Annotated in this window: 2 rRNA genes; both read right to left on the reverse strand. The window is 51.6% G+C overall.

Annotation, left to right across the window (positions count from 1 at the left end):
* Positions 1-49: 49 nt before the first annotated feature.
* Positions 50-162, reverse strand: a 5S ribosomal RNA gene (gene rrf, locus DK459_RS02125).
* Positions 163-361: 199 nt separating this feature from the next.
* Positions 362-457: ribosomal RNA gene (locus tag DK459_RS02130) — 23S ribosomal RNA — on the reverse strand; the annotation flags it as partial.

The following is a 457-nucleotide window of genomic DNA, read 5'->3' on the forward strand; positions in this document are numbered from 1 at the left end:
AAAAACAAAACCCCACAGGCGCGAGCCTGTGGGGTTTTGAGCAATAAAAGCCTGACGATGACCTACTTTCACAGACGTCCGTCCACTATCATCGGCGCAAAGGCGTTTCACTGTCCTGTTCGGGATGGGAAGGAGTGGTACCACCTTGCTATGGTCGTCAGGCGTAACGGGTTGAGAGATTGTCTTTGGGGACAACCGCTCCAATCTTGGAAGAAGCGCAACGTGTGGGGATCAGAGAGTGTCTCGATGATCCCGCACAGTGGGTGTAATTGGTGTTGGCTGGCTGCTGACGGGGCAGCCAGATTTTGTATTGAACGACACTTGGAACGCTATACCACCAGGTCATAACCATCAGTGTTATAGGATCAAGCCTCACGAGCAATTAGTATCGGTTAGCTTAACGCATTACTGCGCTTCCACACCCGACCTATCAACGTCCTGGTCTCGAACGACTCTT

It is taken from the genome of Achromobacter sp. RW408 (assembly GCF_003184165.1).
In the GTDB taxonomy this organism is placed as follows: Bacteria; Pseudomonadota; Gammaproteobacteria; order Burkholderiales; family Burkholderiaceae_B; genus Achromobacter; species Achromobacter xylosoxidans.